Annotated in this window: 22 protein-coding genes; 8 read left to right on the forward strand and 14 right to left on the reverse strand. The window is 58.1% G+C overall.

The window, feature by feature from the left end:
• Positions 1–61: 61 nt before the first annotated feature.
• Together PG888_RS18245 and PG888_RS18250 are read right to left on the reverse strand one after the other, a co-directional pair.
• Positions 62–1,405, reverse strand: coding sequence for an ATP-dependent nuclease (locus tag PG888_RS18245; RefSeq protein ID WP_270693958.1), 1,344 nt, complete (start codon positions 1,403–1,405; stop codon positions 62–64).
• Positions 1,406–1,464: 59 nt separating this feature from the next.
• On the reverse strand, positions 1,465–2,523 hold the full coding sequence (locus PG888_RS18250; protein ID WP_270693960.1) for a competence protein CoiA family protein: 1,059 nt from the start codon (positions 2,521–2,523) through the stop codon (positions 1,465–1,467).
• A 1,410-nt stretch (positions 2,524–3,933) separates the two neighbouring features.
• Here PG888_RS18250 and PG888_RS18255 point away from each other — a divergent pair.
• Complete coding sequence (locus PG888_RS18255) at positions 3,934–5,289, forward strand: 8-oxoguanine deaminase (RefSeq protein WP_270693961.1); 1,356 nt, start codon at positions 3,934–3,936, stop codon at positions 5,287–5,289.
• A 159-nt stretch (positions 5,290–5,448) separates the two neighbouring features.
• Here the strand turns inward: PG888_RS18255 and PG888_RS18260 are convergent, their stop codons facing one another.
• The 8 genes from PG888_RS18260 to PG888_RS18295 form a co-directional block, all read right to left on the reverse strand.
• Positions 5,449–6,237 (reverse strand): substrate-binding periplasmic protein, encoded by a 789-nt coding sequence (locus PG888_RS18260; protein ID WP_270693962.1) that lies wholly within the window; start codon positions 6,235–6,237, stop codon positions 5,449–5,451.
• A 141-nt stretch (positions 6,238–6,378) separates the two neighbouring features.
• Positions 6,379–7,122 carry a substrate-binding periplasmic protein gene (locus PG888_RS18265; protein ID WP_270693963.1) on the reverse strand — a complete coding sequence of 248 codons (744 nt, stop codon included), beginning with the start codon at positions 7,120–7,122 and terminating at the stop codon, positions 6,379–6,381.
• A 129-nt stretch (positions 7,123–7,251) separates the two neighbouring features.
• Positions 7,252–7,998, reverse strand: a complete 747-nt coding sequence (locus PG888_RS18270; protein ID WP_270693964.1) for a substrate-binding periplasmic protein — start codon at positions 7,996–7,998, stop codon at positions 7,252–7,254.
• A 71-nt stretch (positions 7,999–8,069) separates the two neighbouring features.
• On the reverse strand, positions 8,070–8,579 hold the full coding sequence (locus PG888_RS18275) for a GDYXXLXY domain-containing protein (RefSeq protein ID WP_270693965.1): 510 nt from the start codon (positions 8,577–8,579) through the stop codon (positions 8,070–8,072).
• A complete protein-coding gene (locus PG888_RS18280; RefSeq protein ID WP_270693966.1) occupies positions 8,576–9,580 on the reverse strand; it encodes a DUF4401 domain-containing protein in 1,005 nt (334 codons plus the stop codon). The genes PG888_RS18275 and PG888_RS18280 overlap by 4 nt, the downstream gene beginning before the upstream one ends.
• Positions 9,573–10,511: a DUF2157 domain-containing protein gene (locus tag PG888_RS18285; RefSeq protein ID WP_270693967.1), complete on the reverse strand. Its 939-nt coding sequence runs from the start codon at positions 10,509–10,511 to the stop codon at positions 9,573–9,575. The genes PG888_RS18280 and PG888_RS18285 overlap by 8 nt, the downstream gene beginning before the upstream one ends.
• Positions 10,512–10,699: 188 nt before the next feature.
• The gene (locus PG888_RS18290) at positions 10,700–11,257 is read right to left on the reverse strand and encodes a TMEM165/GDT1 family protein (RefSeq protein ID WP_058053785.1); all 558 of its coding nucleotides are present in this window, start codon (positions 11,255–11,257) and stop codon (positions 10,700–10,702) included.
• 259 nt (positions 11,258–11,516) lie between these two features.
• Positions 11,517–11,846 carry a translation initiation factor gene (locus tag PG888_RS18295; protein WP_058053784.1) on the reverse strand — a complete coding sequence of 110 codons (330 nt, stop codon included), beginning with the start codon at positions 11,844–11,846 and terminating at the stop codon, positions 11,517–11,519.
• A 119-nt stretch (positions 11,847–11,965) separates the two neighbouring features.
• Between PG888_RS18295 and PG888_RS18300 the strand changes: the two genes are divergently transcribed.
• The 3 genes from PG888_RS18300 to PG888_RS18310 are packed head-to-tail and all read left to right on the forward strand — an operon-like array spanning position 11,966 to position 14,758.
• On the forward strand, positions 11,966–12,193 hold the full coding sequence (locus PG888_RS18300) for a FeoA family protein (RefSeq protein ID WP_042063457.1): 228 nt from the start codon (positions 11,966–11,968) through the stop codon (positions 12,191–12,193).
• Between the two features lie 55 nt (positions 12,194–12,248).
• A complete protein-coding gene (gene feoB, locus PG888_RS18305; RefSeq protein ID WP_182939388.1) occupies positions 12,249–14,522 on the forward strand; it encodes a Fe(2+) transporter permease subunit FeoB in 2,274 nt (757 codons plus the stop codon).
• The gene (locus PG888_RS18310) at positions 14,519–14,758 is read left to right on the forward strand and encodes a FeoC-like transcriptional regulator (protein WP_005350974.1); all 240 of its coding nucleotides are present in this window, start codon (positions 14,519–14,521) and stop codon (positions 14,756–14,758) included. Before feoB ends, PG888_RS18310 begins: the two co-directional genes overlap by 4 nt.
• 94 nt (positions 14,759–14,852) lie before the next feature.
• On the opposite strand, the gene PG888_RS18315 is transcribed toward PG888_RS18310, so the two are convergent.
• Together PG888_RS18315 and PG888_RS18320 are read right to left on the reverse strand one after the other, a co-directional pair.
• A complete protein-coding gene (locus PG888_RS18315) occupies positions 14,853–15,503 on the reverse strand; it encodes a DUF2913 family protein (protein ID WP_182939389.1) in 651 nt (216 codons plus the stop codon).
• 98 nt (positions 15,504–15,601) lie between these two features.
• Positions 15,602–16,897, reverse strand: coding sequence for a DEAD/DEAH box helicase (locus PG888_RS18320; RefSeq protein WP_162518058.1), 1,296 nt, complete (start codon positions 16,895–16,897; stop codon positions 15,602–15,604).
• A 287-nt stretch (positions 16,898–17,184) separates the two neighbouring features.
• Here PG888_RS18320 and PG888_RS18325 point away from each other — a divergent pair, with 287 nt between their 5' ends.
• The 4 genes from PG888_RS18325 to PG888_RS18340 all read left to right on the forward strand — a co-directional run bounded on the left by PG888_RS18325 (position 17,185) and on the right by PG888_RS18340 (position 20,344).
• Positions 17,185–17,763: an O-methyltransferase gene (locus tag PG888_RS18325; RefSeq protein ID WP_182939390.1), complete on the forward strand. Its 579-nt coding sequence runs from the start codon at positions 17,185–17,187 to the stop codon at positions 17,761–17,763.
• 335 nt (positions 17,764–18,098) lie between these two features.
• Positions 18,099–18,872, forward strand: coding sequence for an amino acid ABC transporter substrate-binding protein (locus tag PG888_RS18330; RefSeq protein ID WP_182939391.1), 774 nt, complete (start codon positions 18,099–18,101; stop codon positions 18,870–18,872).
• 57 nt (positions 18,873–18,929) lie between these two features.
• Positions 18,930–19,586, forward strand: a complete 657-nt coding sequence (locus PG888_RS18335; RefSeq protein ID WP_182939392.1) for an amino acid ABC transporter permease — start codon at positions 18,930–18,932, stop codon at positions 19,584–19,586.
• Complete coding sequence (locus tag PG888_RS18340; RefSeq protein ID WP_182939393.1) at positions 19,583–20,344, forward strand: amino acid ABC transporter ATP-binding protein; 762 nt, start codon at positions 19,583–19,585, stop codon at positions 20,342–20,344. Before PG888_RS18335 ends, PG888_RS18340 begins: the two co-directional genes overlap by 4 nt.
• A 134-nt stretch (positions 20,345–20,478) precedes the next feature.
• On the opposite strand, the gene PG888_RS18345 is transcribed toward PG888_RS18340, so the two are convergent.
• Together PG888_RS18345 and gltB are read right to left on the reverse strand one after the other, a co-directional pair.
• Positions 20,479–21,894 carry an FAD-dependent oxidoreductase gene (locus PG888_RS18345; RefSeq protein ID WP_005346752.1) on the reverse strand — a complete coding sequence of 472 codons (1,416 nt, stop codon included), beginning with the start codon at positions 21,892–21,894 and terminating at the stop codon, positions 20,479–20,481.
• Positions 21,895–21,906: 12 nt separating this feature from the next.
• Positions 21,907–26,364: a glutamate synthase large subunit gene (gene gltB / locus PG888_RS18350; RefSeq protein WP_182939394.1), complete on the reverse strand. Its 4,458-nt coding sequence runs from the start codon at positions 26,362–26,364 to the stop codon at positions 21,907–21,909.
• Positions 26,365–26,965 lie beyond the last annotated feature (601 nt).

Genomic DNA, 26,965 nt, shown 5'->3' on the forward strand with positions numbered 1-26,965 from the left:
CACAGGCCTATAAGTATTTGTTTTGTAGGCAAAAAACTATTTTTAATTTTTAACAAAATGTTCACGATCTCGCCCTGAGGGGAACGCCTTGTCGTTCCTGAGTCCATTGTTTATTTCGTTGGATGCCATTCTGGGAAAGCCATTGCTCAAATGAGCGAATTGTATTTGAAGAGCTTAACTCTTGTAAATGGCCATAAAGTTCATTATGCAGTTCGACAGTTGGTAGATTATATGCTCTATAGCTTATTTCTCCCCATGATGGGCTCCATGGAAACATTGGAGATGTGTCTGCTCGTGAGACTGAACTTATATTGTTTGTCTTTTTGAAAATAAAGAGCCCAGCATTTCTTAATTTTGGTGAGGAGAGCATGAATGGAGAATGAGTAGTAATAAAAACTTGTCGCTCTTTAGATATCACCATCAGTGCTTCTAATAATTTTGTTTGACCTGATGGATGTAAGCAGATCTCTGGCTCATCAATAAATAAAAAGAATGGTTTTGAAATAGGAGTGTTAGATGCAGTAGCGGTTATATGTGCATAGACTTGGAGCAGAGCTAATGCGACAGCCCGTTGCATACCATGTCCTTTTTCTCCCATAGGTACAGATACTCCATCATCAATAAGTATCCCTGCGGTTTTAAAAAAGCTATCGATCTGAGGTTCATCAAAAGTAAATGAGATGTTTGCATGACCAAATTGGGAAGAGAAAACATCTTGTACACTGTTTTCAATTTGAGCCAATCGTGTTCTTAGTTGTGATGCTGGGTTATTAAATATGTTGTTGTAAACTTCGGTGAACTCTTGGTACTCTGCTGTGGATATATGTCCAGAGGCTATTTCCTTCAATAAAGCACCACAAATTGTAGATGCTCCAAACTTAGATTCGTCACTCGGGTTTGTATCTGCCCAGATGAAGTTGTTATCATATAGTTTCTTAAATGGTGCATCTATTCCAGCTGTGTTGCTATGAGTGCCATTAGTCTCATTCCAAAATAAGATCTTTTTTAAATCTCCCTCATTATCAATATCTGCACTTCGTTTTACTTTAAACTTTTCTTGATCATTTTCATCATATACACTGGATAAAAAAGTCCCTACCTTATTGCCTTGAATATGATTATTGATAACGTTTCTGATATTCCCTGTATAGGTTACTTCTACGGATAGCACTGAAGCTGTATTAGTAGGTATAGATTTGTTTAGTAAGTCAGTTATGTCTTTTTTTGTACCATCTTTTATAAAATCAAAAATCTCAAAGACGGTTGACTTACCAGAGTTATTTTCACCTACAAAGATATTCAACCCACTTCCTTCTGTAACTCCATCAGGGATTTTTAGTTGAAGAATATTATTGTCACCATGGAACCCCTTGAAATTCTCAATTTTAACTGACTCAATAAACATTTATGTATCCTCGAGATTATTTATCCGATTGAGATTTATTAAAGGTGGTTAAGGTTTAGCTAGAAAGTTGTTTTATATTTGGCATCCACTTTGTACCAATCACATTCAGCCGCTTGGCTTGAAGAGCATTTGAATTTTTTACCTTTGCAAAAAATAGGATTGCTTCCATCGTAATCCCAATTTTCACCTTTATAGCTACACAGGAAGCAATTTCTTATTTTCACCCCGCGGCTAGCAGCTAATCTAACTTGTTCAATAAATAGTGTGCCACTGTTTTCGCTAGAGTTGAATAATTCGTCACTTGTTGTTCTAAGTTGCGACTTGATATTTAAAGTACGGTCATAAATGATATTTGAATAAATTAAGGAGTCATGGTGCTGATTCATGTAGTAATAATGCGCTGATAATGTTCTGTATAGCAAAATAGATTTTCCTGATGAAAATACAAAAAATCCATAGAAATTTTTATTTGAGCATGAACATTCATTTTCCGCAATTGCTGTTGTTGATTGATTGAATCCAATAAACATAGCATCTGCTGGGGTTAAATGTGCTTTTGAGATTTTAGAAACATCAGCTTCAAATTCTAATGGTATTTCAATGATTTTGTTTCCTGAAAACTCTTTTTCATCACTCATGAAATGAGTGACTGCTATTTCTATATAAATCTTATCTGATGGATTTTTTATACTAACCAGCATTAAATCCGGAATGAAATTGCCATCTTTTTTCTCCAACACTACTTTATGAAAGTAGTCTGTGAGATCGAAGATTTTCTTTGTCTCACCCAAGTCACAGCCGGTCAATATTAATGGTCGAAACTTTCGGCATACTTTGGCAGAGGTCAACGTTATATTGAATGGTTCATTGCTTTCAAGACAATGCAGATAGGTTTGATAAAAAGTTTGCTTACCTAAATTATGTAGATAGCTTTCCCCGCTGCATTCAATTTGTACTTTATGTGCGAAGTGAGGTTTTTTTACTTGGCCATTTACTTTTGCTGTCAATTCATTACCACAGCCAAGACAATGGTAAGCATCATCTACAGGTTTGTTTGCAATATCATCTGCAGAGACAACTTCATTTTTTGAATTAAATGCGAATTTATACTTTGCCATTGAATATCACTTCAAACATTTTATATAAGGGCCGTAGGTTCGATTAGCGAAGCGTAATCGGACGTTCGAGAATAAGGCTTTATTACACGGTGAAATACTCACTATCGGACCTTCTATATAAAACCGTTTCCCGATATGGATATGTGCTGCTTGCTGCTTGCTGCTCTGCTCACAATGATTTTTTCACCAATGAAACTACATTGATAATTCTTGTTTCATTGGTGCGGCAATCTGGTCGCGCCATGGGGTGGGTGAGGGGCCGGATCAGAGATAACAACTCTCCAGATCGTTGCCCCGAATATCACAGGGTACTTTTAACTTGCCTCGGTGCTGAAGGTTCGGGGTTGCCCCCTGTTGTTCGCCGAGGTGAGCCCGTTTGTCCAGGCCGCGAGGCAGGACGCCGAGCGAGCGCCGCTGGGCCAGGGATGGCCCATCGGCGCGTGCCGTTGGACAAACGGGTGAACCGAGGGAACCCGACGCAGGAGGGCGAACAAGTGGGGGTGGCCGCTCGATTGGTGACTTTTCTTTGGCCACGCAAAGAAAAGTCACTCGCCAAGCCGCGCAGCGGCGGCGAAACCCCGTCGAGGACGGAGTCCTCGTGTCCTGCATGGCGAAGCCATGCCAATTAGGGGGGCGATATTCCGCTATGCAATGACGTTACCGTCCCCCTCACCCTAGCCCTCTCCCGCAAGGGGAGAGGGGACGGTTATCGCGGACGATTACGCTGCGTTAATCGTCCCTACCGACCCTACTGGCGAAGCCATGCCCATCAGGCTAGTGACCCCTCACCCTAGCCCTCTCCCGCAGGGGGAGAGGGGACGGTTACCGCGGACGATTACGCTTCGCTAATCGACCATACTCGACCCAATTCGACCCGATTCGACCTTACCCATTGCCCCAAGCGTCCCCCGCGCATGGGGGCATGGGCATAGCCCCGGTGGCTGACGGGCAAGCCGTCGAGGGTGCAACCCTCGCACCCTGGCGCAGGGGCGGGAGACCGGCTGGTCTCCGCTAAAGTTGCTACCGCCCCTGACTGTCGCTACCAGATTGCGCCGTTGACCATTGATCACGAGAGGGGGCCAACAGGCGCCGCTGGATATCTTACGGATTCATTGAGCGCTTAACTATGGCGGCCATCACGCAACTATCAGAGACCAGAGGCTTTTTTGCGCTGGCGCACACTTTTCAGACTGGGTGTTCAATCAATGGCTGTCGTGGCTGGGTACTGGCAGGGCGGTGGGGTAACCCGCGAGGGGAGGGGCTATCACCTTGATTTAAAACGAGGCTCACAGATTTTTTGCCATCGCCGGGTAGACTGGGGCCACTGCGGCGCTGCGCCGCCTCTGGATCAGCAGACAGGGTATAACTGAGCTGGCTCACCCCTATGTATGATTGATGGAGGCGCCGGCCATGTCCGCTACCCGTATCTGGATTAAAAACCCCCTTGCCACCTTTACCCCCGAGGCCGTCGATGGTCGCGGCGGGCTGGTGATTGAAAATAATCTCATCAGCGAGGTGCTGGCGGCGGGCCAGCAGCCAGCCCGGCCGTGCGATCAGCTGTTCGATGCACGCGACCATGTGGTGCTGCCGGGCCTTATCAATACCCACCACCACTTCTACCAGACCCTGACCCGCGCCTGGGGGCCGGTGGTCAATCAGCCGCTCTTCCCCTGGCTCAAGACCCTCTATCCGGTGTGGGCCAGATTGACACCGGACGCGTTGGCGCTGGCGAGCAAGGTGGCGATGGCGGAGCTGTTGCTCTCGGGCTGCACCACGGCTGCGGATCACCACTACCTCTTCCCGCGCGGGATGGAGGAGTCCATCGATATTCAGGTCGAGACGGTGCGTGAGCTGGGGATGCGCGCCATGCTGACCCGCGGCTCCATGAGTCTGGGCGAAGATGAGGGGGGCTTGCCGCCGCGCCACACGGTGCAGGGGCAGCAGCAGATCCTCGATGACAGTTTGCGGCTGGTGCGCCAGTACCACCAGCGCGGCGCCGGGGCGCAGATCCAGATTGCCTTGGCCCCTTGTTCCCCCTTCTCGGTAACCGAGGAGATCATGGTGGAGAGCGCGAAGCTCGCCGCCGAGCTCGATGTGCGGCTGCATACCCATCTGGCGGAGACGCTGGATGAAGAGGCGTTCTGCCTCGAACGTTTTGGTCTGCGCACCGTCGATTATCTGGAGAAGGTGGGCTGGCTGGGGGATCGCACCTGGCTGGCCCACGGTATCCACTTCAATCCGGACGAGATTGCGCGACTGGGGGCGGCGGGCACCGGGGTGTGCCACTGTCCGGTCTCCAATATGCGGCTCGCCTCCGGTATCTGCCCGACGCTGGATCTCGAAGCGGCCGGAGCACCGGTAGGATTGGGCGTGGATGGTTCGGCCTCCAACGATGCCTCGAACCTGATGCAGGAGGCCCGTCAGGCGCTCTATCTGCAGCGGCTGCGCTACGGCGCCGAGCGCATCACCCCGCGCAAGGTGTTGGAGTGGGCGACCCGTGGCTCAGCCAAGTTACTGGGGCGCGGCGATCTCGGCGAGCTGCTGCCCGGCAAGCAGGCGGATCTGGCGCTGTTCAAGCTCGATGATCTGCGCTTTAGCGGCAGTCACGACCCCATCGCGGCGCTGATCTTGTGCGGCGCCGAGCGGGCCGATCGGGTGATGGTGGGCGGCAAGTGGCGGGTGGTGGATGGCGCCATCGAGGGGCTGGATATCGAACGGCTTATCGCCCGTCACAAGCTGGCCGCTGCGGCGCTGGTGCGTGGTTGAACGTAAAGGGCTGTGCAAGTAACCAGAAGTGGTCAACCCAAGGTGAATAGCCCAAGGAGAGTGCTCGACAACAACGCACAGGCCGTGCGCGATTGAGTGTGGCGAGCCACAAAACCGGAGGGGCCCATATCGGGCCCCTCTGTATTGGCGCTGTGCGAGCTAGTTGGTTGTCCCGGTTTTGGCCTGTTCAGTGTTGGCTGGCGCAGGCGCCGGGAAATATTTGCTGTGCAGCAGCGGGTATTCACTGCTCGCCAGCACCTGGGTCAAGCCGGTCTGGAACTCTCTGACAAGCGCATCGCTCACCGGGTGGCTGAAGGCAAAGCAGAACTGCTCGGAGCTCAGTACCCACTGCTCCTTGAAGCGGGCGGGGTCGAGTTTTTGCTCGACGATCAGCTGCTCCATGGTGGTCTTGTTGGTGGAGACCAGATCGACCCGGCCGGAGGTGAGCATCTTCAGCGCCTGTGCCAGCCGGTTGGCGGCCATCAGTTTGGTCTCGTCAAAGCCGTTGTTGAGCAGCAGTTGCTCCCCCACATCGGCCCGCACCGCCCCGATATTGAACGCCTTGGCATCGTCGAGCTTGGTGATGGTGATATTGCGCTCGGCCAGCCCCACCAGCACGATCTCGGCATACCCGATGGGGCAGGCCCACTTGAACAGGGGATCCCGCGCCTGGGTGCGAGCGGTGGAGAAGAGTACCGCATTGGGCTTTTGGGTCAGCAGGTAGTAACCGCGCGCCCAGGGCATGATGGTGATGGGCTGCGGCGGGGTGTTGGTCTTCTGCCACACCAGTTGCAGCAGCTCGACCGCGAGGCCGGCAGGGGTGCCGCTGGCATCGGCGTAGTTGTAGGGTTTGTACTCTTCGGTGAGGTAGTGCAGTTTGCCGAGCTCAGGACTCGCCTGTGCGAGGGTGGCCAGCAGCGCCCCGGCCAATCCAATCCATGCTTTCATTTTTGCCATCCTGATCAAGGGAATATCATGCTCAAGTGTGACCAAGCTGACCGATTTCGCCAAGGCGACAGGACATGTTTGGTAATAAAAGTGCAGGAGCTCGCTGTCATCCCGCGCCATCTGTCGGCGGCGATCAGGGCGTTAGCGCAGCGACAGGTATTTGGTTTGCAAGGCCGAGAAATCCGCTGACGCGACGACCCGGGTCAGCGCCTGCTGGAAGAGGGCGACCTCGCTGTCGGGCACCTGACGGCTGAAGGCGTAGCAGAGCGGTGTGGCATCCAGCACGAAGGCAATATGAACGTCATCCGGCTTGAAGCCGAGCTGCTGCAGGGTCTGGTAGCCCACCAGTTTGTTGGTTGCAAACAGATCGGCGCGACCGGAGATGAGCATTTTGGCCGCCTGGGTGAGCCGGTTGGCTTGCATCAGTTGGTGCTCATCGATATCGCGATCGAGCAGCAGTTGCTTGGAGACGGTGGCGCGCACCACCCCGATCTTGTAGTGGCCAAGCTGCGCTGCCGAGTCGAGGGTGATGTTGTCACCCTTGCGCTCCAGCAGCACAAACTCCGAGTGATCGATGGGGCAGGCCCACTTGAAGAGCGGCTCCCGCTGCGGGGTGCGGGCGGTGGCAAACAGCACCACATTGGGTTTTTGTTGCAGCAGGTTGTAGCCACGGGCCCAGGGCAGAATGCGGATTGGCTGGGGCGCCATGCCGCGCGCCTGCCAGATCAGTTGCAGCAGCTCGACCGACAGACCGGTGGGCTGGCCCCGTTCGTCACTGAAGTTATAAGGGGGGGAGATTTCGCTGAGGTATTCGAGCTTGCCCGGATCCGCCTGAGCGAAGGTCGTCCACAGGAGCAGCAGGTGAAAGAAGTGCCATGTTCGCACGGGAAAATCCTTGCCAATCAAAGATGTTGGTCAGTTTGACTGCTCGCGGCGGGAATAGCTAGCCACCTCTATTGCATCTTTCATTCATAAAATGGGCAGCGCCTTGCTGCCCATCGGGTGAGTGAGTGCTCAGCGCACCGGCAGGTATTTGGCCTGCAATTTGCGAAACTCTTCCGAGGCGAGAGCGCGGGTCAAGGCCTGCTGAAAGAGGGTGATCTCGCTGTCGGGTACCTGACGGCTGAAGGCGTAGCAGAGCTGCTCGGCGCTCAGCACCATGGCTACGTTGAAGTCGTCGCTGCTCAGCTTCAGTTCGCGGATGGCGTCATATCCCGCCAGCTTGCTGGTGGCGAGCAGGTCGGCGCGACCGGAGAGCAGCATCTTCAACCCCTGCGACAGGCGGTTGGCCGAGATGATGTTGTTGTCATCCATGCCGTTGTTGAGCAGTAGTTGCTCGGCGGCGTCCGAGCGCACCGCGCTGATCTTGTACTGACTCATCTGGTCCACCGAGTCGAGAGTGATGTTTTGCGCCTTGCGGCCCAGCAGGATGTACTCCGAGTAGCCGATGGGGCACACCCACTTGAAGAGATCTTCCCGCGCCAGGGTGCGGGCGGTGGAGAAGAGCACCACGTTGGGCTTCTGGGTTAGCAAGTAATAACCGCGCGCCCAGGGCAGGATGCGTACCGGCTGGGGCGCCACGCCGCTGTGTTGCCAGATCATCTGCAGCAGATCGACCGCAAGGCCGGTGGGCTGGCCCTGCGGATCGCTGAAGTTGTAGGGGGGGTACTCTTCGGTGAGGTACTCGAGCTTGCCCAGATCAGCCCGGGCCGCCGAGGCCCAGCAGAGCAGCAACAGATGACAGATCAGCCATATCCTCATTGGGAACATCCTTAGCGATCAACCTTGTATTGAGTGTGACCATGAACAGCGTAAATAGCCACTCACTGCCATTACCAGCGGGCGCGGGTCTGCCCGATGGGCTGGTAAGCCTCGTCCCGCAGCCCCACCAGCAGGGTCTTGCCATCGGCTTGCAGCCGGAATTCGCCGTAGCGGGCTGCTTGATACTGATCCCCCGTACCCTCTTCAAAGAAGTAGGCATCGGGGCCAATCTGCCACTGCCGCTCGCTCTGATGCACCTGCAATAGCCGCTCATCGCTGGCGAGCCGCTCCGGCTTGCCAGCGGCCACCAGAGTTGCCACCTGATGGGCATCGAGGCGGATCACCAGGGTATCGCGGCCCTTTTCACGGGCATCGCTGCTGGCCAGCTCGCGGGCAATCTCATAGTTCAGCCGCATGTAATCCCCCTGCATCAGGGAGCGGGGATCGACCGGGGCGAGTCGCAGCAGCACCACTTCGCCGCTGCTCATGGCGCGCTCATAGCGCCAGACGGTGGCATTGATGCCCGCCACGATGGCCAGGCCGCTCAGCAACAGGGCGAGCTGTCGGGTGACGGGTTTCATGAATCGCTCCTTGCCGCGAAGGTGGTGAGCAGCTGGCGGGCACCCAGCAGCAGGATGCCGGAGCCCAGCAGCAGCCAGGATTTGGTCATCAGGGTGAGCCCCAGATCGTAGTAGTAGAGGGAGCCATAACCGAGCAGCAGCAGGGCTGAAAGGGTCATCAGCCCCAGACTACCGGCATAAAACCCGAGGGTCAGTACCAGTGCGCCCGCCCCCATGCCGGGGATGATGGCGCTGATCAGCACCAGTGGCAGGCCAAACAGCAGGGGGAGCCTCAGTTTCACCATCACCGCCAGCAACAGGGCGGCGCAGAGCAATGGATTGAGCCAGAGCGGCAGGCGCGACAGCCCCAGCTCGTCCAGCATGCTGCTGCCGCTATCCCACAGCGGCTGGTGCAGACGCCCCAGCACCAGCAGCGAGAGGGCCAGCCCCAGGGTGATGGAGTGGTAGAGCTGGTGGCGCTCTGGATCACTATCAGCCCGCAGCCAGCAGAAGGTGATGGCCGCCATCACCAGCGGCAGCGCCAGCAGTTGCAGCCCGAGGCAGGCGAGACCAAGGGTGAGCAGCAGGGCTGCCGCCACGCTGTGAAACAGCCGCACCAGCCAGTGATCGAACAGCACGGCGATGGCGAACGACAGCAGGCACAGACCGAACCAGAGCAGGGCGTGATGGAGATCCAGCTGATCGAGCAGGCCATAGAGCAGCCAGGCATCGGCCGCCAGGGTGAGTGCCAGCACGAACTGATCCCAGAGATCGCCGCTTTGGCTGCGATTGAGGGCGTAGGCTCCCGCCAGCAGCACGGCCCCCAGCAGCAGGGCGCTGTTGGCCTCGCGGGTCAGCTGCTCGAAGGTGAGAAACAGGAAAAAGAGCAGGAACAGGGCGGCAATCCAGCCCACCAGCCCCAGCATAAAACGGCTCGACCAGTGGGGCTGGGTGTCACGGGGCATCTCCCCTTCCACCAGATTGGCCTGTTGCAGCGCTTGCCAAAGGGTCAGATCACTCATGAGACCTCCGTTGTTGTTGCAGCCAGCGGGCGGCGGTGACAGAAAGACCGATGGCGATCAGGCTCAGCAGCAAGAAGCCGTTGATGTCGGGTTCCATCCATTTACCAAGGGTGGCGAGGATGACGGCAATCAGACTGAGGCACCCCATGGCGAGTCCGGCGATAAATCTGTGGTGCCACAGGGCATAGGCCGCGGCGAGCCAGCCAAACCAGAGCGGCCACACCAGCGGTGAGGCGGCATCAAACAGCGCCAGCAGGGTGAGCAGGGTGGCCCCCAGACCAGCAGCCAGACCCGCCAGCCAGCTTGGCATCAGGCGCCAGCGGGCCGGTGCCAGCAGAAGCAGACCCCAGAGGGCGGCGTTGAGCAGGGTAAGGCACCAGCCCAGACCCTCTTCATCGAAGGTAAAGAAGAGTGCGAACAGGCCGAGCCGCCAGTAGAGCACCAGCGCCAGCTGGCCGAGCAACCAGCTTAAGGTCCAGAGCAGCGGGCTTTGGCCAAATACCGCCAGTGGCACCAGCATCAGCGCCCAGGTAGCGAACAGCTGCCAGGGATCGGCACCGGTCTGGTAGGTCTGGCCCACCAGCGCCAGCAGGGCGCCGATATTGAGGGCGACAGCAAGCAGCAGCGCCTGACGGGGAGTATCCCCCAGCGGTTTGCGCCACAGCAGAAGCAGCATGGCGAGCAGTGGCGCCTCCAGCAGGGCGAGGCGGGAGACCCGGCCCAGCTCTTGCCAGTTGAAGGCGACGAAGAAGACCAGTCCGGCCCCGATGCAGAGGGCACCGAGCCAAAGCAGCAGCCGGTCAAACAGCCACTGCCAGCGCGCCGGAGGGGGGGGCAGATCGGTGAGGGTCAGGGCGTCCGCCAGCTTCTCTGGTGCCAGCCGTCCTTGTTTGATCCATTCGAGTAGCGTCTCTCTTGATACGTTGTGCATGGGGGGACTCCACGAGGTTTGCCCCATTATGGCATGAGGCACCCGCAACCGTGCACTGCCCCTTGGCTGTAAGGCTGGTGGTTGCGACAGCGGGTTACGCAACAGACAAAGCAGCAAACAAAGCAACAAATAAGGCAGCAAACAAAAAAGCCCTCCGAAGTGGAGGGCTTGGTCAGCGGAAAAGGCGATCAGGCAAAGATTAGGGTGCTCACCCCGAGGCCGACGAAGAGGATGGCGCAGGCGATGCGGATCCCCTTGAGCGGCAGCTTGTCTGCCCCCAGCTTGCCGATCAGCACCACCGGCACGTTGGCCAGCATCATGCCGAGGGTGGTACCGGTGATGACCTGCACCAGCGAGTCATACTTGGCGGCCAGCAGCACGGTGGCGATCTGGGTCTTGTCCCCGATCTCGGCGATGAAGAAGAGCACGAAGGTGGCCATAAAGGGGCCGTATTTATCCAGCGAGCTCTCCTCGTCATCCATCTTGTCCGGCACCAGGATCCAGATAGCCATGGCGATAAAGGCGATGGCGACCAGATAGGTCATTATCTTGGGATCGAGCCAGCGGCTGATGAACTCGCCAATCCAGGCGGCGCCCGCATGGTTGAGCAGGGTTGCCGCCAGCATGCCGGCGATGATGGGCCAGGGCTTGCGAAAACGGCAGATGAGCAGCAACGCCAACAGCTGGGTTTTATCGCCGATTTCGGCAATGGCAACGCTGAGGGTTGAGGTTAACAAGGCTTCCATAAAGATGACCGGGGGACGGAATTGTTATAAACCAAAGACAAGCCTGCGCCATCCGTCCCCGGTATTGGCACTGGCCCGTCAAAGGTCTTGTCAAATCCATGACTGGCATGGATCACCCTGACCATGGTGAGTTGGCACCAAGTATGTTGATCAGGGTCGCAGGCCGGTATTCATGCAAAGGATGGAATCGGCGTGCGAGACTACTCCCCCTCGATGGGAGCGGGCATTCTAGGGAAAAACCGCATGGGTGACAAGGGGATCAGCCCCCCACCAGCTTGACGCTGAAACCGGCCTTCTCCAGCTCGGCCTTGATCAGGTCCCGTTTATCCCCCTGGATCTCGATCACCCCCTCCTTGATACCGCCACCGGTGCCGCATTTTTTCTTGAGCAGGGTCGCCATGGCTTTCTGCTGATCGGCGGGTACGCCATGAATGGTGATCACCCCGGCGCCCTTGCGTCCCTTGGTCTCGCGGCGAATGCGCACGGTGCCGTCGGTGGGGAAGGGGGAGGCGGATTGGGGAGCACTCTGCTCCTTGATCATGCCGCCATCTGTGCTGTAAACGAGGCGGCTGTTGTTGTCGTGACTCATGGCAATACTTTATCGGTTAGCTAAGCGGAGTTTGATTTTACTCAAATAAAAGTTGAAGACACAGCTTATAATGCCCCAAGTAAAAGCGAATTATTATTGTTTAACTTCAGGAGTCAGTCATGGTACTCACGCAGTTGTCGCCGGGACAGAGTGCTCGCATCAAGAATATGAACCAGTTGGCACGGCCGCTGCGTCGCAAGCTGATGGTGATGGGCCTGCTGCCCCAGACTGAAGTCATCTATCTGCGCTCCGCCCCCTTGGGGGACCCGCTCCAGATCCAGTGCCAGGGGATCTGCCTCTCCATGCAAAAGAGTCTGGCACAGCACATCGAGGTCGAGCTGGTATGAAACACACCTCACAAAACAATCGTCTTGGTCAAAGCACTATCGAGGTCGAACCGGTATGAATTACTCCCTGGTAACGGTAGGTAACCCCAATAGCGGCAAGACCTCACTGTTCAACGCCCTGACCGGCGCCCGCCAACAAGTGGGCAACTGGAGTGGTGTCACCGTCGACAAGAAGATGGGTGAGTTCAGCGCGGGTGAGCATCACTTCAAGCTGATGGATTTGCCCGGCATCTATAGCCTGGCCAGTCAGGATGGCAGTCTGGACGAGCAGATCGCCAGCCGCTTTGCCCAGGGCCAACAGCCCGACCTGCTGCTCAACGTCATCGACGCCGCCAATCTGGAGCGCTCCCTCTACCTTACGCTACAACTGCGTGAACTGGGCCTGCCCATGGTGGTGGTGCTCAACAAGCTGGATATCCTGCAAAAGCGCCGCATCGTCATCGACGAGAGCAAGCTCGGCAAATCCCTCGGGTGCCCGGTGGTGGCCCTCTCGGCCCACAACAGCAAGCAGGTTGCCGCCTTCAAGCAGCAGATCCGGCAGTTTATCGGTCAGCCGCAAGCGGCCTTGCAGCTCGATTATGGTCACTCTCTTGAAAACGATCTGGCGGAGCTGGAGACCCTGCTCGCCCCGCACCACCTCACTGCCCGTGGTCGCGCCCTGCGCCTGCTGGAAGAGGATCCGGTGATGCAGGAGACCCTGCTGCCCGGTCAGCAGGCCGCCGCCCACAATGTGGTCGCCCGCGCCCATCAGGGGCAGGATATCGATCTGCAACTGGCGGATATCCGCTACGGTCATATCCACCAGTGGGTACAACAGGCGCGCCAGCAGAAGGGCAAGCTCACCGAGGCCCAGAGCGAATGGCTGGATCGGGTGCTGCTCAATCGCTGGATTGGCATCCCCTTCTTTTTGTTTGTCATGTACCTGATGTTCCTGTTTGCCATCAACGTCGGCAGCGCCTTTATCGACTTCTTCGACATCATGGGCGGCGCCCTGTTTGTCGATGGGGTGCACCACCTGCTGGGGCTGATCCATGCGCCCGAGTGGCTGGGCGCCATTCTGGCTGATGGTTTCGGCGTCGGCTTGCAGACCGTGGCCACCTTTATTCCGGTGATTGGCTGCCTCTATCTGTTCCTCGCGGTGCTGGAGAGCTCCGGCTATCTGGCCCGCGCCGCCTTCGTGGTGGATGCCCTGATGCGCCGCCTCGGTCTGCCGGGCAAGGCGTTCGTGCCAATGCTGATGGGCTTTGGTTGTACCGTCCCCTCGGTGATGGCGACCCGTACCCTCAACTCCGAGCGGGAGCGGCTGATGACCTCCGCCATGGCGCCTTTCATGTCGTGTGGTGCCCGTCTGCCGGTTTACGCCCTGTTTGCGGTGGCCTTCTTCCCCGAATCCGGTCAGAACCTGGTGTTCGGTCTCTACCTCATCGGTATTGTGGTGGCGGTGCTCACCGGCCTGTTGCTGCGCAACACCCTGCTGCCGGGCAAGAGCGACTCCATGCTGATGGAGATGCCGGATTACGAGTGGCCGCGTCCGGTCAACGTTGCCATCAAGACCTGGCAGAAGCTGAAATCCTTCGTCTTTGGCGCCGGTAAAACCATCGTACTGGTAGTCGCCGTGCTGAGCGTGCTCAACTCGCTGGGTACCGATGGCAGCTTCGGCCATCAGGATCAAGAGGGCTCGGTACTGAGCAAGATAAGCCAGGCGGTGACGCCGGTGCTGCACCCCATCGGTGTGCGCGATGACAACTGGCAGGCCACGGTCGGTATCGTCACCGGTATCTTCGCCAAAGAGGCGGTGGTCGGTACCCTCAACAGCCTCTACGCCGGTGCTGGTGGTGGTGAAGAGGAGGAGAGCGAGTTCTCGCTGGTGGCCAGTTTCCACGAGGCGATCGACGCCGTGGCGGCCAATCTGGCGGAGATCAACCCGAGCGACCCCATGGGATTGTCTGTCGGTGAGCTGGATGATCAGCAGGCAGCTGCCGAAGCGCAGGAGGTCGATGTCTCCACCTACGGCAACATGCAGACCCACTTCGACGGGGCGGCCGGTGCCTTCTCCTACTTGCTGTTCGTGTTGCTCTACATGCCTTGTGCTGCTGCCATGGGCGCGCTGGTGCGGGAAACCGGTCGCCAGTGGGCGCTGATGACGGCGGTATGGTGCAATTACATGGCCTTTATGTGCGCCACCGTATTCTATCAGGTGGCCACCTTTGCTGCTCACCCGGAGCAGAGCCTGTTCTGGATCGTCAGCTACGGCCTCTCTTTGGTGCTGCTCTGGTGGGCTGGTCGCCGTCACGGTGACATCGTCGCCCGCAAGGTGGTGACCTTATGATCCTGCGCGAGCTGGGGGATTACCTCGCCGCGCAGCAGAAGGTGAGCCGGCGCGATCTGGCTCGCCACTTCCACACCTCGGAAGATGCGGTGGAGGCCATGCTCGGCGTCTGGATGCGCAAGGGGCGGGTCATCAAGCGCGAGAGCCGGGTTTGTGGCGGTAGCTGCTGTGGCAAGAGCGAGGAGGTGATGTTCGAGTGGTGTGACGCGGGCCAGATTGGCATCAAGATCCGCTAAGCGACTACCAGACCTCATCACCGAAGATCGAACAATAAAAAACGGCAGACCCTGCACAAGGGCCTGCCGTTTTTATTGCTGCACACTGGCGGGATCAGGCGCTCTGGCGAGCCTCGCTCAGCAGTGCCAGCGCCGGTTGGGCGTTATCTGGCATCAGCCGGTAGGCCTTGTGGTGTTTGACCAGGGTGGTTTTCTTGTTGCCCTGGCTCAGCAGCAGACCGTGCTTGAAGGCCGCTTCGGCCAATACCTTCTCGTCACCGCGCACATAGAGGGTGAGGGGTTTGACAAGCTCACCCGCCTCGATGTGGCCTGCATATTCACTATGGCTTACCACCAGATTCGGCTGACCGCCCGATTGCAGGCGCAGCTTGGCGTTCACTTCGCTCTCGGTCAGCACCAGCCAGCCTGCCGCTGCCAGCTCTTCCAGCAGCGCCGCCAGCTTGGCTCCCAGTTGCTGCGGATTGGTCATGGCACACTGGTACTGGAAGGCGATGCGCTCCAGCAATCCCTTGAGATCGGCGCCCGCTCCCAGCGTGCGGCCAAGCTGTACCCAATCTTTCAAATCTTCCATCACCAGCCGGGAGAAGCGTTTCTCCTTGAGGGAGTCGGCCATCCAGGTACAGAGAAAGTGGCTCTCTTGCGCCGGGGTGCGCTTGCCCGCTTTTTGTTCGGCGGTGCGAGCCAGTTCGGCCAGGCTCTGGGTGGCCATCTCGAACAGGGCCTGATTATAGGTAGGAGAGGTCATAAGCAATCCTTGAGTTGACCACCACAGGTCAACACCGATGACAGAGATAGCAAAGGCGCCAGTGGCGCCTTTGCGGTTCAATAGAGCAACTGCCCGCCTTATTTCGGCTGACGGGGCTTCTTGGCGGCGGCCAGACGCTTGAGGCGCTGACCCTGCAGTTTGGCTTCGGCCATCACCTGAGCCACGGCGTTATCTTCACGCTGCGGGCGCTTGCCGAAACGGCGACGCTCCTGCAGCTGTTTGATCAGCTCGTCACGGCTGCTCACCTCGTAGCCCGGCACCATGATGCGGCGGATCTTCTGGCCGATCAGGGCCTCGATCTCCAGCAGGGTGCGCTCCTCTTCACGGCTGACGAAGGAGATGGCCATGCCGCGCTTGCCGGCACGACCGGTACGGCCGATGCGGTGCACGTAATCTTCCGCCAGGAACGGCAGATCGTAGTTGACCACGTATTCCAGATCCGGGATGTCCAGACCGCGGGCGGCCACTTCGGTGGCGACCAGAACCCGTACCTTGCCTTCCATGAATTCGCGCAGGGCACGGCGACGGTTGCCCTGGGCCTTCTCGCCATGGACCACGGCGGATTTGATGCCGTCGAGGTTCAGCTCCTCGACCAGCACATCACAGCTCTCGCGGGTACTGGCGAACACCAGCACCTGCTGCCAGTTCTGCTTGCCAATCAGCTCGGAGAGCAGCTCGCGCTTGCGCTTCTGCTCGACCGGATAGACGGTGTGGCTGACGGTGTCGGCGGTGGAGTTCTGCTTGTTGACGCTGACGATCTGCGGGCGGTCCAGCATCAGGTTGGCCAGCTTCTTCACCGCATCGGAGAAGGTCGCGGAGAACAGCAGGTTCTGACGGGTCTTGTTGACCGCTTGCAAGATCTTCTGCACATCGGCACTGAAGCCCATGTCGAGGATGCGATCCGCTTCATCCAGCACCAGACACTCGACGCCGGAGAGGCTGAGGTTGCAGGCGGTGAGGTGCTCCAGCAGACGGCCCGGGGTGGCCACAATGATGTGAGCGCCCGCTTTCAGCTTTCTGGCCTGCACGTCCTGCTTGCCACCGCCGACGATGGTGATGGTGGTGATATCGAGATACTTGGCGAAGTCATTGATGTTGCTCGCCACCTGAGCCGCCAGCTCGCGGGTCGGGGTCAGGATCAGCACCCGGGCGTTGGAAGGCTGGGCCGGGGCCGGATTGTCTACCAGACGCTGCACAATGGGCAGGGCGAAGGCAGCGGTCTTGCCGGTACCGGTCTGGGCGCTGGCCAGCACATCGCGGCCACGGCGAATGGCCGGGATCGCCTGTTGCTGCACAGGGGTCATCTCCTGATAACCGCAATCTGAGACAGCACGCAAAATCTCGGGGGCAAAATCGAACGATTCAAATCTCATAATGGGTTCCTGTGTTCCAGCTGGGCTGTGTTTGGCTTGGTTAGCTCGGCATGAGCGAGACGGAGGTTGTAACCACCGACGGCTGCGCCTGACATCAAGTCAGAGAGTGAGCCGGAAAATGGCGGGCGCGAAGTGTAACAGATAGACGTCACAAATTCTGCCTCAAATGGTTGTCATTTTCTCATCCTTTGCGCTCGGAATGGCGTTTAAAAGCAATCATTTGACTCCCAAAGGCCAAACCAAGAGGATAGCTCGAGCGGTTTCTGGCAAGGACGAAAGGGATATCGATGGAACTGGAGCAGTTAAAACGCCAGCTGGAGCAGCTTGGCGAGCGCAATGACAGCATGCAGCAGGCACGCCACCGCAAGCTGCTCAACATCACCCGCGACACGGGGGAGTTGCTGTCAGTGCTGGTGCACATCCGCAGGGCGCAGGCCGTGCTGGAGATCGGCACCTCAAATGGTTACTCCACGCTTTGGCTGGCAGAGGCGGTGCGCCGGCTGGAGGGTCATGTCACCACCATCGAGCTTGATGAGGATAAGCGCGTGTTGGCCCATGACAACTTTCAGTGGGCAGGACTGAGCCCCTGGATCACCCTGCTGGCAGGGGACGCGGGCGAGCTGCTACCGACCTTGCCGCAAGCCGGGTATCAGCTCATCTTCCTCGATTCGGATCGTCAGCACTACCGGGCATGGTGGCCGCAGATCCGCCGCCTGCTGGCGCCCCGTGGCTTGCTGGTGGTCGATAACGCCATCTCCCATCGCAGCGAGATGGCGGAGTGGATGGACGAGGTCGGGCAGGACCCAGCCTTTGCCACCTCGCTGGTGCCGGTCGGCAAGGGGGAGTGGCTGGTGGTGTGTTTGTGATCAGGTGATGGCCTGGATTTGGTATCGGGCTGGCAGTGTGTTTTTTTATCATGAATAAACAGTGTGCCCCGCAATCAGTAGCGAATGCGGGACTGCTTTTCCGTTATTCATTATTTCACTAAACATCCTCATATTTCATGGTTTGGCAACGGGAACCACCGCGTTATGTTTTGCTGGTGCCGCCAAGTGCAATCGTTAATTGGCAGTCATCGTATATGTGGCGTGACCCGATTAAATGGTGCTGGCAGCAGCAGGATTCAAAATAATAATTGCATGGTAATCCGGATTATCGTTGGCAAGCGTGCTGGATGTTTACAAATATAACGAGGTGAATAATGAAAAAACTGCACTCCCTGTTTTTACTGGCAGCTCTTCCACTGGCTTTGATGACATCGGCGCAAGCCCAGTCCAGCCTCGCCGCTATCCAGAGTGCCGGTGCGATCAAAATCGGCACTGAAGGTGCCTATCCTCCGTTCACCTATCACGACAAGAGCGGCAAGCTGGTCGGCTTTGATGTGGAGATTGGTGAGCTGATTGCAAAAGGCCTTGGGGTGAAGCCGGAGTTTGTCGAAGGCAAGTGGGATGGCCTCATCGCCGGGGTGGATGCCAAGCGCTACGATCTGGTGCTCAACGAAGTAGCCATCACCCCGGAGCGGCTGAAAAAGTATGATTTTTCAGATCCCTACATCACCTCCAAAGCGGTGATCGTGGTGCACAGCGATAATCACAGCATCAACAGCTTTGCGGATCTGAAGGGTAAAAAATCATCCCAGTCGCTCACCAGCAACTTTGCTCAGCTGGCGAAATCATCGGGCGCCGAGGTGGTCGCCACCGAGGGCTTCAACCAGTCACTGCAGCTGGTGCTGACCGGGCGAGTGGATGCCACCATCAACGACAGCCTCTCTTTCCTCGACTTCAAGAAACAGAAACCGGATGCCAAATTGAGGGTGGCGGCGACCGAGGCGAAGGGGGATCAATCGGCAGTGTTGCTCGCCAAGGGACAGCCGGAATTGCTGGCCGCCATCAATCAGGCACTGCGCACTGCCAAACAGGATGGCAGCTACCAGAAAATATCTCTTAAATATTTTGGTACTGATGTCTCGCAATAATATTGCCGAAAAATAATAACTAGCGAGGTAATAAACGTGCCAGCCTGGTTGCAGTTAATGATCGACTCTTTTTGGCCCCTGCTTAGCGCGGGGCTTATTTTTACCGTGCCACTGACCCTGATCACCTTTGTCTTGGGAATATTGCTCGGCTTGCTGGTGGCGCTGGCCAGATTATATGGCCCGACACCATTGGTGGCACTGGTTCGTTTTTATGTCTGGCTTATTCGTGGCACGCCGCTGCTGGTGCAGCTCTTTCTGATTTTTTATGGCTTGCCGAGTGCCGGCATTGTGCTGGATGCCTTCACCGCCGCGGTGATCGGGTTCACCCTCAACATCGGCGCCTACAGCTCGGAGATCATCAGCGCCACTCTGGCTGCGATCCCGAAAGGGCAGTGGGAAGCGGCCTATTCGATTGGCATGAACTGGCCCCTGGTGATGTGGCGGGTGATCCTGCCGCAGGCGGCGCGCATTGCGGTGCCACCGCTTTCCAACACCTTTATTTCGCTGGTGAAGGACACCTCGCTGGCGGCAGCAGTGACCGTGCCCGAGCTGTTTCAGGCTGCCCAGCGGCTCGCCTCCGTCACTTATGAGCCGCTGATCCTTTACATAGAGACGGCCATCATCTACCTGCTGTTCAGCTCGGTGCTCTCCACCTTGCAAGACCGGCTGGAGCGCAAGTTGACCCACAAAGAGACCCGGGGGGCCGCCCTATGATCCTGTTGCGTGGTATCGAGAAGCAGTTTGGCGGGCAGCGGGTGCTCAAGGGGATCGATCTTGCCATGGTGGCGGGTAGTGTGACCGCCCTGATTGGCCCCTCAGGCAGTGGCAAGAGCACCCTGTTGCGCTGCGTCAATGTGCTGGAGCGGCCGGATGCAGGGCAATTGGTGCTGGGGGGAAGCGAACTCGATTTTTCTCATCATCTACCCCGCCAGAGCGTGCTGGCATTGCGCCAGCAGACCGGCATGGTGTTCCAGAATTTCCAGCTGTTTCCGCACATGACGGTACTGGAAAACGTCATAGAGGGGCTGGTAACCGTGTTGAAGTGGCCAAGGGCTAAAGCGCAGGCGCGCGGCTTGCAACTGCTCGACAAGGTGGGGCTCAGGCACAAGGCCGAGGCGGTGCCTGCCACCTTGTCCGGTGGTCAGCAGCAGCGGGTTGCCATTGCGAGGGCGCTGGCGCCAGCGCCCAAGGTGCTGCTCTGTGACGAACCCACCTCGGCACTGGATCCCGAGCTTGCTCAGGAGGTGGTGACCGTACTGCGCCAGCTGGCCCGGGAGGGAACCACCATGCTGATTGCCACCCACGATTTGCGGCTGGCAGCCCAGATAGCGCAGCAGGTGATCTTTCTGGAGGCGGGTGAGGTAGTGGAAGCAGGTAGCGCACGCCAGATGTTCACTACCCCCAAGCGGGCGCGTACCTTCGAGTACATCTCTACCCTCACCGAGCGGTTGCCGGAGAGCTGGAGCATCTAGTTGCTCCCCAGACGAGGTTGATGGGCGATAAGTGACACGCTGCCAGCGAGTATTCCGAGCCTTAAATTCCGAGTTTGAAAAGAAGAGCCCCGCACTGGCGGGGCTCTGTTTTGCGTTGACTGAGGAATAGCAGGTTAGACAGCGAGGTAATCCATGATCCCTTCGGCTGCCTTGCGCCCCTCATAGATGGCGGTCACCACCAGATCGGAGCCGCGTACCGCATCGCCACCGGCGAACACCTTGGGATTGCTGGTCTGGAAGGCATATTCCGCCTGCTCACGCGCCTTGATGCGATCCCGGTTGTCGAGCTCGATGCCGAACTCCGCCATCCAGGGCTGGGGGTTGGGCTGGAAGCCAAACGCCATCACCACCGCATCGGCGGCCAGCACCTGTTCTGAGCCCTCGATAACCACCGGATTGCGGCGGCCATTGGCATCGGGTTCACCCAGCTCGGTGCTCACCACCTTGATGCCGACGGTGCGACCACTGGCATCCAGCTCGACCGCCACCGGTTGCAGGTTGAACATGAATTCAACCCCCTCTTCGCGGGCATTTTTCACCTCCCGCTTGGAGCCCGGCATGTTCTCCTCGTCGCGGCGATAGGCGCAGATCACCTTGGCGGCTCCCTGGCGGATGGCGGTACGCACGCAGTCCATGGCGGTATCGCCACCGCCGAGAACCACCACCTGCTTGCCAGCGAAGTCGATATAGTCGGCTTGCGCCTTCTCGAAACCCAGCAAGCGGTTGGCGTTGGCGATGAGGTAGGGCAGGGCGTCATAGACTCCCGGCGCCTCTTCGTTGGCAAAGCCGCCCTTCATGTACTTGTAGGTGCCGACCCCGAGGAAGACCGCATCGAACTCGCCGAGCAGATCGGCGAAGGTGATGTCCTTGCCCACTTCGGTCTCGAGCCGAAACTCCACGCCCATCCCCTGGAAGATCTCGCGGCGACGCTGCATCACCTCTTTTTCCAGCTTGAAGGAGGGGATGCCGAAGGTGAGCAGGCCGCCGATCTCCGGATATTTGTCAAACACCACCGGTGTGACGCCGTTGCGTGCCAGCACATCGGCACAGGCGAGACCCGCCGGGCCCGCGCCGATGACGGCGACCCGCTTGCCGGTCTTGACCACGTTCGAGAGATCGGGCTTCCAGCCCATCTCGAACGCCTTGTCGGTGATGTATTTTTCGATGTTGCCGATGGTCACCGCACCGAAGCGGTCGTTGAGGGTGCAGGAGCCCTCGCACAGGCGATCCTGCGGGCAGACCCGACCACACACCTCCGGCAGGCTGTTGGTCTGGTGGGAGAGCTCTACCGCCTCCAGAATGCGTCCCTCTTTGGCCAGTTTCAGCCAGTTGGGGATGTAGTTGTGGACCGGACACTTCCACTCGCAGTAGGGGTTGCCGCACTCGAGGCAGCGATCCGCCTGCATCTGTACCTGCGGCTGATTGAAGGACTCGTAGATCTCCACAAACTGGATTTTGCGGATCTTGAGCGGCTTCTTAGGCGGGTCGACCCGCTGGACATCGATAAACTGAAATACGTTCTGGCTCATAGGGTTCCCTCCTTATTGCGCCTGGATTCTGAGTTCTGCACTGGAACGGCTGGTGTGACCCAGCAGCGATTTCACGTCGCTGGACTTGGGTTTGATCAGCCTGAACTTGGGCACATAGGAGTCGAAGTTGGCCAGGATCTCCTCGGCGCGCGAGCTGCCGGTCTCATTGAGGTGCGCCGTGATGATGCCGCGCAGGTGCTCCTGATGGATGGCGAGATCCGCCACGTCCAGCAGTTCCACCAGCTCGGGGTTGGTGCGCTTGGCAAAGTTGCCGCACTCGTCGAGCACGTAGGCAAAGCCGCCGGTCATGCCCGCCGCGAAGTTGACGCCGGTCTGACCGAGCACGGTGACGATGCCACCGGTCATGTATTCACAGCCGTTGTCGCCAATCCCCTCGACCACTGCCAGCGCGCCAGAGTTGCGCACTGCGAAACGCTCGCCAGCGGTGCCTGCGGCGTAGAGTTTGCCGCCGGTGGCACCGTAGAGGCAGGTGTTGCCGATGATGGCCGCTTCGTTGGATTTGAACGCCACGCCGACATGGGGCTTGATCACCAGCTTGCCGCCGGTCATCCCCTTGCCCACGTAGTCGTTGGCGTCACCGGTGAGGATCATCTCGAGGCCACCCGCGTTCCAGACGCCGAAGCTCTGGCCTGCGGTGCCGTTGAAGTGCACCTTGACCGGATCCGCCGCCATCCCCTGGTTGCCGTGGCGTTTGACGATCTCGCCGGAGAGGCGCGCACCCACCGAGCGGTCGGTGTTGCGGATGTCGTAGCGGAACTCGCCACCGCTTGAGGTTTCTACCGCTTCCAGCAGATCCGCGACCATTTGCAGGTTGAGCGGCCCCTTGTCGAAGGTGGGGTTGTGCTGCTGGCTGAACAGGCTGGAGCCTGCCGGTGCGATGGGTCTTGCCATAATACCGGAGAGATCCAGCTTGGCCTGACGGGCGGTGAGGCCGGGCAGGGCTTCCAGCAGATCGGTGCGGCCGATGAGGTCGGTCAATTGGGTGACGCCCAGCTGGGCCATCAGCTCGCGGGTCTCTTCGGCGATGAACTTGAAGTAGTTCATCACCATCTCCGGCAAGCCGGTGAAGTGTTCGCGACGCAGCTTCTCATCCTGAGTGGCAACGCCGGTGGCGCAGTTGTTCAGGTGGCAAATACGCAGGTATTTGCAACCGAGCGCCACCATGGGGCCGGTGCCAAAACCGAAGCTCTCGGCGCCGAGGATAGCCGCCTTGATGATGTCGAGACCCGTTTTGAGACCGCCATCCACCTGCAGCCGCACCTTGTGGCGCAGGCCGTTGGCGACCAGCGCCTGTTGGGTTTCGGCCAGACCCAGCTCCCACGGGGAACCGGCATATTTGACCGAGGTGAGGGGGCTTGCGCCGGTGCCGCCGTCATAACCGGAGATGGTGATGAAGTCGGCATAGGCCTTGGCCACGCCGCAGGCGATGGTGCCCACGCCGGGTTCTGAGACCAGCTTCACCGACACCAGACAGCTCGGGTTGATCTGCTTGATGTCGAAGATGAGCTGGGCCAGATCCTCGATGGAGTAGATGTCGTGGTGCGGCGGCGGTGAGATCAGGGTCACGCCGGGCACGGAATAGCGCAGCTTGGCGATCTGGGCGGTGACCTTGTCACCGGGCAGCTGGCCACCTTCGCCGGGCTTGGCGCCCTGAGCCACCTTGATCTGCACCACATCGGCGTTCATCAGGTAGTGGGGGGTGACACCAAAGCGACCGGAAGCCACCTGCTTGATGCGGGAGTTCTTCTCGGTACCGAAACGCTTGGGATCTTCGCCACCTTCGCCGGAGTTGCTCTGACCGCCGAGGCGGTTCATGGCGACAGCCAGTGCCTCGTGGGCCTCAGGGCCGAGGGCGCCGATGGACATGGCGGCGGAGTCGAAGCGGGGGAACAGCTTGTCGGCCGGCTCCACTTGATCCAGCGCGACCGGATTGTCGACCTTCTTCAGGGCCAGCAGGTCACGCAGGGTGGCGACCGGGCGCTCGTTCACCAGACGCGCGTACTCTTTGTAGTCGGCATAGTTGCCGGAGCGCACCGCTGTTTGCAGGGTCTGCACCACATCCGGGTTGTAGGTGTGGTACTCGCCGCCGTGGACGAACTTGAGCAGGCCGCCGTGGGCGAGGGGCTTGCGCACCAGCCAGGCCTGACGGGCCAGATTGTGCTGATCCTGCTGGATGTCGGCAAAGTCGGCGCCTTGAATACGGCTCGACACACCGCGGAAGCAGGTATCGACCACCGACTTGGCCAGGCCCACCGCTTCGAACAGCTGGGAGCAGCGGTAGCTGGCGACCGTGCTGATGCCCATCTTGGACATCACCTTGTAGAGCCCTTTATTGATGCCGTTGCGGTAGTTGACCATGGCCTGGCGCAGGGACATGGTGAGCACGCCCTCTTCAACCTGTTTAGCCAGGGTTTCGTAGGCCAGATAGGGGTAGATGGCGGTCGCGCCAAAGCCCAGCAGCACCGAGAAGTGGTGCGGATCGCGGCAGCTTGCGGTCTCCACCAGAATGTTGGCGTCACAGCGCAAGTTGTTGTCTACCAGGGTGCGCTGTACCGCGCCCACCGCCATGGCGGCCGGGATCGGCAGGGTGTCGGCGCTGATATCGCGATCCGACAGCACCAGCAGCACGGTGCCACTCTTGGCAGCAGTTTTGGCCTCGTCGCAGATGCGCACGATGGCCGCTTCCAGCCCCTCTTCTGGCTTGAAGTTGAGGCTGATTACCTGATGACGGTAGTACTCACCCTCCAGTGCCAGCAGTTGGTGGAAATCAGAGTAGAGCAGGATCGGTGACTGAAACAGCACCCGGTGGGCGTGGCCGAAGGTCTCGTTGAAGACGTTCTGCTCGCGACCGATACAGGTCGCCAGCGACATCACGTGGTTTTCCCGCAGCGGGTCGATGGGCGGGTTGGTCACCTGCGCAAACATCTGGCGGAAGTAGTCATAGAGGGTGCGCGGGCCGGAGGAGAGCACCGCCATCGGGGTATCATCCCCCATGGAGCCTACCGCTTCCTGACCGTTCTCACCCAGTACCCGGATGATCTGATCCAGCTCCTCGAAGGAGTAGCCAAACAGCTTCTGATAGGTTTTCAGCTGATCGTCGGCAAATTCGCGACGGCCGGTCTGGCTGTCGTCCATCTGCTCGAATGGCACCAGTCTGGTGCAGTGCTTGTCCATCCACTGCTTGTAGGTGTGGCGGTTCTTGAGATCGTCATCGATCTCGAAGCTGGTCCACACCTTGCCGTTGCTGGTATCGACCACGAACAGCTCGCCCGGGCCGACCCGGCCCTTCTCCAGCACTTCGTCCGGGGTGTAGTCCCAGGTGCCGACCTCAGAGGCCAAGGTTATGAACTTGTCCTTGGTGATGACGTAGCGGGCCGGACGCAGGCCGTTTCTGTCCAGCGCGCAGGTGGCGTAGCGACCGTCGGTCATGACGATACCGGCAGGGCCATCCCACGGCTCCATGTGCATGGAGTTGAAGTCGTAGAAGGCGCGCAGGTCGTCATCCATGTTCGGGTGCTTTTGCCATGCAGGCGGGATCAACAGACGCATGGCCCGGAACAGGTCCATACCACCGGCGAGGAAGAGGTCCAGCATGTTGTCGAGGCTGGAGGAATCCGACCCCGTGGTGTTGACGAAGGGGGCCGCTTCCTGCAAATCGGGAATGAGCGGCGTCGCAAACTTGTAGCTGCGTGCCTTGGCCCACTGGCGGTTGCCGGCGATGGTGTTGATCTCGCCGTTGTGGGCCAGATAGCGGAACGGCTGGGCCAGCGGCCAGCGCGGGCTGGTGTTGGTGGAGAAGCGCTGGTGGAACACGCAGATGGCCGCCTGCATGCGGATGTCGGCGAGATCCAGATAAAAACGCGGCAAGTCCACCGGCATGCACAGCCCTTTATAGACAGTGACCAGGTTGGAGAGGCTGACGATATAGAAGTAGTCGTCGTTGATGCGCTTCTCGATACGGCGGCGCACGATATAGAGGCGGCGCTCCAGATCCTGTTCAACCCAGCCGGGGGGCGCGTTGACAAAGACCTGTTCAATACTGGGCAGGGAGGCTTTGGCGATAGGACCGAGCACATTGGTATCGACGGGTACTTTGCGCCAGCCGACCAGACTCAGGGTCTCTTTTTCCAGCTCTTCGTCGATGATGTCGCGAGTGGCTTGCGCCAATACGGGGTCGGGGTTGAGAAACAGCATGCCGACCGCGTACTTGCGGCCAAGGTGCCATCCCTTCTCTTCGGCGACCGCGCGATAGAAGCTGTCGGGTTTTTGCAGCAGCAGACCGCAGCCATCGCCGGTCTTGCCATCGGCGGAGATCCCGCCGCGGTGCTGCATGCGAGCCAATGCTGACATCGCGAGACGAACAAGCTTGTGGCTGGCTTCCCCTTCCATGTGGGCCAACAGGCCGAAGCCACAGTTATCCCTCTCCAGCTTTGGATCATATAGTGACATTGCATTTCTCCCTTGCTCGGCCTTGCATCGCACAGTCATCACCTGACTGCATAAATTGCGATTGGCTCTTGTGGTTCCGTCTGCCTGACGTGGCGAATCTCCAAACTAATGGGATTTTCTGACGAGGTCAATCGCAGGTCAGGTTTGTCTTCATGGTTACATTCGCATAACAAAATGTCGGATTGGAGGGGTTAATTGGTTGGGGTGATGTGGTTGTTCTGTATAATTTGATTTTTTTGGTTAAATATATCGCCATTGAAAGGTTCAATGGTGCGCTCAGCGACTGTGGGTGAATGTAGTAATTTTACCAACCCGACGTTGCCGACAGCGGATGGGATCACATTTTCAATATCCCATGCTTGCAATTGTGTGCTGTCGGGTCTCTTTGAAATTTTCATTGTTCAACAGTGAGTTATCGGGTCTCATTTTCATATGAACGTTTACTGTTGGAATGATCAACGATCTGCCAGACTCCATTTTTTGCGCTTTTTCTCTATATTTATTCAAATTTGACCGGATATTTATATGTTTTGCCCCCTTCGCTAGCTTGATCCAGCTCAGCCCCTGTTTTGCGCAAGCTCGTACAATGACGCTCCTTTAG

Source organism: Aeromonas sp. QDB23, from assembly GCF_027707745.1.
In the GTDB taxonomy this organism is placed as follows: Bacteria; Pseudomonadota; Gammaproteobacteria; order Enterobacterales; family Aeromonadaceae; genus Aeromonas; species Aeromonas allosaccharophila.